Below are 3,747 nucleotides of genomic sequence, written 5' to 3'. Positions count from 1 at the left end.
CCCCCCTCCTCACCGCCCTCACGCCCGCCGAGCAGGCCGCCGCGTCCGCCGCCGCCGCCCGGCTGCTCGCCCCGCAGTTGCCCGAGCCGCTGGACCACGTCCTGCTCCAGGCCGACCTGACGGCGGTCGCGCCCGGCCCGCTCCAGCGGCCGCTCGCGGACATGCTGGGGGTGCTGGCGGACGTGGAGTCGAAGGGCGGGGCGACCGTCTACCGGTTCACGCCGGGCTCGGTACGCCGTGCCCTGGACGCCGGCCGGGCCGCCACCGACCTGCACGCCTTCCTCGCCGCGCACTCCCGTACCCCGGTGCCGCAGCCGCTCACGTATCTGATCGACGACGTGGCCCGCAGGCACGGGCATCTGCGGGTGGGCGCGGCCTCCGCGTACGTACGCTGCGACGACGACGCGATGCTGAACGAGATCCTCGCCGACAAGCGGGCCGCGGGACTGGGCCTGCGCCGGCTCGCGCCGACCGTGCTGGCCGCGCAGGCCGATCCGGCCGGCCTGCTGGAGGGGCTGCGCCAGATGGGGTTCGCGCCGGCCGCCGAATCCGCCGAGGGCGACGTCCTGATCACCCGTACCGACGCCCGCCGCACCCCGCCGCGCGCGGCACCCGAGCCGGTCCCGGAGGGGCCGCCGGTGCCCGACGACACGCTGCTCGCGGCGGCGATCCGCGCCGTCCGCGCCGGTGACCTCGCCTCGACCGCCCCGCGCAAGGCCAAGGCCGGGGAGGCGGACGCCGGGGCGGGGAGCGGTGAACTGCCGCGCACCGGGTCCGCCGAGACCCTCGCCACCGTGCAGGCGGCCGTCCTCACCGGCGAGTCGCTGTGGATCGGCTACGTGAACGCGGAGGGCGCCGCCAGCCAGCGCGTCATCGCCCCGGTCCGCGTCGAGGGCGGCTTCGTCACTGCGTACGACCACACGGCCGACGAGGTGCGGACGTACCCGCTGCACCGGATCACCGGGGTCGCGGAACTGGCGGACGACGAGAACTGAGCGGACTCCACCGTCCGGGACGGGTCTCCCCGCGTACGCTGCACCCATGGCGCAGAGCACGGCAGCGGACGTCGACAGCTACCTCTCCGAGGCCCCGGAGGGGCGCAGGGCCGCCCTGGCCGAGCTGCGGCGGTTGTGCGGGGAAGAGCTCAAGGGCTTCGCCGAGGTGATGGCGTACGGCATGCCCGCCTACGAGCGGGACGGCACGGCCGAGATCGCCTTCGCCTCACAGAAGCAGTACGTCTCCTTCTACCTCATGCGCAGCGACGTCCGCGCGGCCTTCGAGGACCGGCTGGCCGGGCACGACATGGGCAAGAGCTGCCTGCGGTTCCGCAAGCCGGAGGACGTGGAGAGCATCGACTTCGGCCTGGTACGTGATCTGCTGCGCGCCACGGCGTCCGGACCGGGCACAGTCTGCTGAGGGGTTCGGCCTGTCGGCGGGTTCGATCTGCCGGCGGGTTCGGTCTCCTGCCGGGGCGTCGTCCGCCGTCCCTGTGGCTGCCGTCACTGCGGCCCCCGGGGGACGGTCGATCAGGCAAACTGGACGTTTGGCCGAGCTGTACCCGTGCAGTGCCCGTGCCGAGCCCGTCGCAGAAAGGCAGCCGCGCGTGAATGGTCCGCTCATCGTCCAGTCCGACAAGACGCTTCTCCTGGAAGTCGACCACGAGCAGGCCGGTGAGTGCCGTCGCGCCATCGCGCCGTTCGCCGAGCTGGAGCGGGCGCCGGAACACATCCACACCTACCGGGTGACCCCGCTCGGCCTGTGGAACGCGCGGGCCGCCGGCCACGACGCCGAGCAGGTCGTGGACGCGCTGGTGAAGTACAGCCGCTACCCGGTGCCGCACGCGCTGCTCGTCGACATCGCCGAGACGATGGACCGCTACGGCCGGCTCAGCCTGCTCAAGCACCCGGCGCACGGCCTCGTCCTCACCAGCACCGACCGGCCCGTGCTGGAGGAGGTGCTGCGCTCCAAGCGGATCGCCCCGCTGGTCGGCGTCCGCGTCGACCCGGACACGGTCGCCGTGCACCCCTCGGAGCGCGGGCAGATCAAGCAGGTGCTGCTGAAGCTGGGCTGGCCCGCCGAGGACCTCGCCGGGTACGTGGACGGCGAGGCGCACGACATCGAACTGCGCGAGGACGGGTGGGCGCTGCGCCCGTACCAGAAGCAGGCGGTGGAGAACTTCTGGCACGGCGGCTCCGGCGTGGTCGTGCTGCCCTGCGGCGCGGGCAAGACGCTCGTCGGTGCCGGTTCGATGGCGCAGGCGAAGTCGACCACGCTGATCCTGGTCACCAACACCGTCTCGGCCCGCCAGTGGAAGCACGAGCTGGTGAAGCGGACCTCGCTGACCGAGGAAGAGATCGGCGAGTACAGCGGGACGCGCAAGGAGATCCGGCCCGTCACCATCGCCACCTACCAGGTGCTGACGACCCGCCGGAAGGGCGTCTACCCGCACCTGGAACTGTTCGACTCCCGGGACTGGGGCCTGATCCTGTACGACGAGGTGCATCTGCTGCCCGCGCCCGTCTTCAAGTTCACCGCGGACCTCCAGGCCCGGCGGCGGCTGGGCCTGACGGCGACGCTGGTGCGGGAGGACGGCCGCGAGTCGGACGTGTTCTCGCTGATCGGGCCGAAGCGGTTCGACGCGCCGTGGAAGGAGATCGAGGCGCAGGGGTACATCGCGCCCGCCGACTGCGTCGAGGTCCGGGTCAACCTCACCGACTCCGAGCGGATCGCGTACGCCACCGCGGAGACGGAGGAGAAGTACCGCTTCTGCGCGACGACCGCCACCAAGCGGAAGGTCACGGAGGCGATCGTCCGGCGGTTCGCGGGACAGCAGATCCTCGTCATCGGGCAGTACATCGACCAGCTGGACGAGCTGGGCGAGCACCTGAACGCCCCCGTCATCAAGGGCGAGACGTCGAACGCCCAGCGGGAGAAACTGTTCGACGCGTTCCGGGAGGGCGAGATCAGCGTCCTGGTCGTGTCCAAGGTCGCGAACTTCTCGATCGACCTGCCGGAGGCCACGGTCGCCATCCAGGTGTCGGGCACCTTCGGGTCCCGGCAGGAGGAGGCCCAGCGGCTGGGCCGAGTGCTGCGCCCCAAGGCGGACGGCCACCAGGCCCACTTCTACTCCGTCGTCGCGCGCGACACCATCGACCAGGACTTCGCGGCCCACCGCCAGCGGTTCCTGGCGGAGCAGGGATACGCGTACCGGATCATGGACGCGGACGAGCTCCTCACGGAAAGCTAGCCCTGCGGGAGGGCCCTGCGGGAGGGCCTGCCGTGCGCGAGGGCCGGCCCTTGGGCAGGTTGAACACCGGCAGGACGACGAACAGCGGCGGCAGCGGCGAGAGCGCTGCCGCCCAGGCACGCGGGACCGACCACCGGATCCTCCACGGCAGCAGCCAGGACACGAGCCAGGCGCAGAAGGTCAGGACGCCGCCGAGGGCCGTCCCCCGGTGGACCACGTCCAGGGCGGTCGTCAGGGCCTGCGAGCAGTCGTCGGGACCACAGCTGTCGGTCGCCATGACGGACATCGCCGCCGCCGGCAGCGCCACCGGCCCCAGGACCGTCAGGAGCACGGTCGCGATCGTGGGCGCCGCCCAGGCCCAGCGGTCCTGGTCGGGCGGGTCGGGCACCGCCCGCGTCAGGGGGCGGAGGGGTCCTGGCTCATGGAACCGGTCAAGCCGAGCGACGGGGACCGGACAGGGGCGTACGTACTCAGCCGGTACCTGTCCGCGTACTCAGCCC

The 3,747-nt window shown here is 72.5% G+C and carries 4 protein-coding genes; 3 read left to right on the top strand and 1 reads right to left on the bottom strand.

What is annotated here, in order from left to right; all coding sequences use genetic code 11:
- The 3 genes from AOK11_RS35830 to AOK11_RS35820 form a co-directional block, all read left to right on the top strand.
- Positions 1–995: helicase-associated domain-containing protein (locus tag AOK11_RS35830; RefSeq protein WP_079035297.1), on the top strand; the 995-nt coding region annotated here is incomplete at its 5' end.
- Between the two features lie 46 nt (positions 996–1,041).
- Positions 1,042–1,416 (top strand): iron chaperone, encoded by a 375-nt coding sequence (locus tag AOK11_RS35825; RefSeq protein WP_055597817.1) that lies wholly within the window; start codon positions 1,042–1,044, stop codon positions 1,414–1,416.
- Positions 1,417–1,603: 187 nt separating this feature from the next.
- On the top strand, positions 1,604–3,247 hold the full coding sequence (locus AOK11_RS35820; RefSeq protein ID WP_055597816.1) for a DNA repair helicase XPB: 1,644 nt from the start codon (positions 1,604–1,606) through the stop codon (positions 3,245–3,247).
- On the opposite strand, the gene AOK11_RS35815 is transcribed toward AOK11_RS35820, so the two are convergent.
- Entirely contained in the window at positions 3,234–3,635 is a 402-nt protein-coding gene (locus AOK11_RS35815) for a hypothetical protein (RefSeq protein ID WP_240497623.1), read from the bottom strand. The genes AOK11_RS35820 and AOK11_RS35815 overlap by 14 nt on opposite strands.
- Between the last annotated feature and the right edge of the window lie 112 nt (positions 3,636–3,747).

Origin of the sequence: Streptomyces hirsutus (assembly GCF_001418415.1) — a bacterium.
In the GTDB taxonomy this organism is placed as follows: Bacteria; Actinomycetota; Actinomycetes; order Streptomycetales; family Streptomycetaceae; genus Streptomyces; species Streptomyces hirsutus.
Note: the sequence above shows the minus strand (reverse complement) of the source record. Positions and strands in the feature narration are given on the sequence as shown.

What these genes read in the sequence shown, in the direction of transcription:
- AOK11_RS35825 (WP_055597817.1), top strand. Translation starts at nt 1,042, where the DNA reads ATGGCGCAGAGCACGGCAGCGGACGTCGACAGCTACCTCTCCGAGGCC.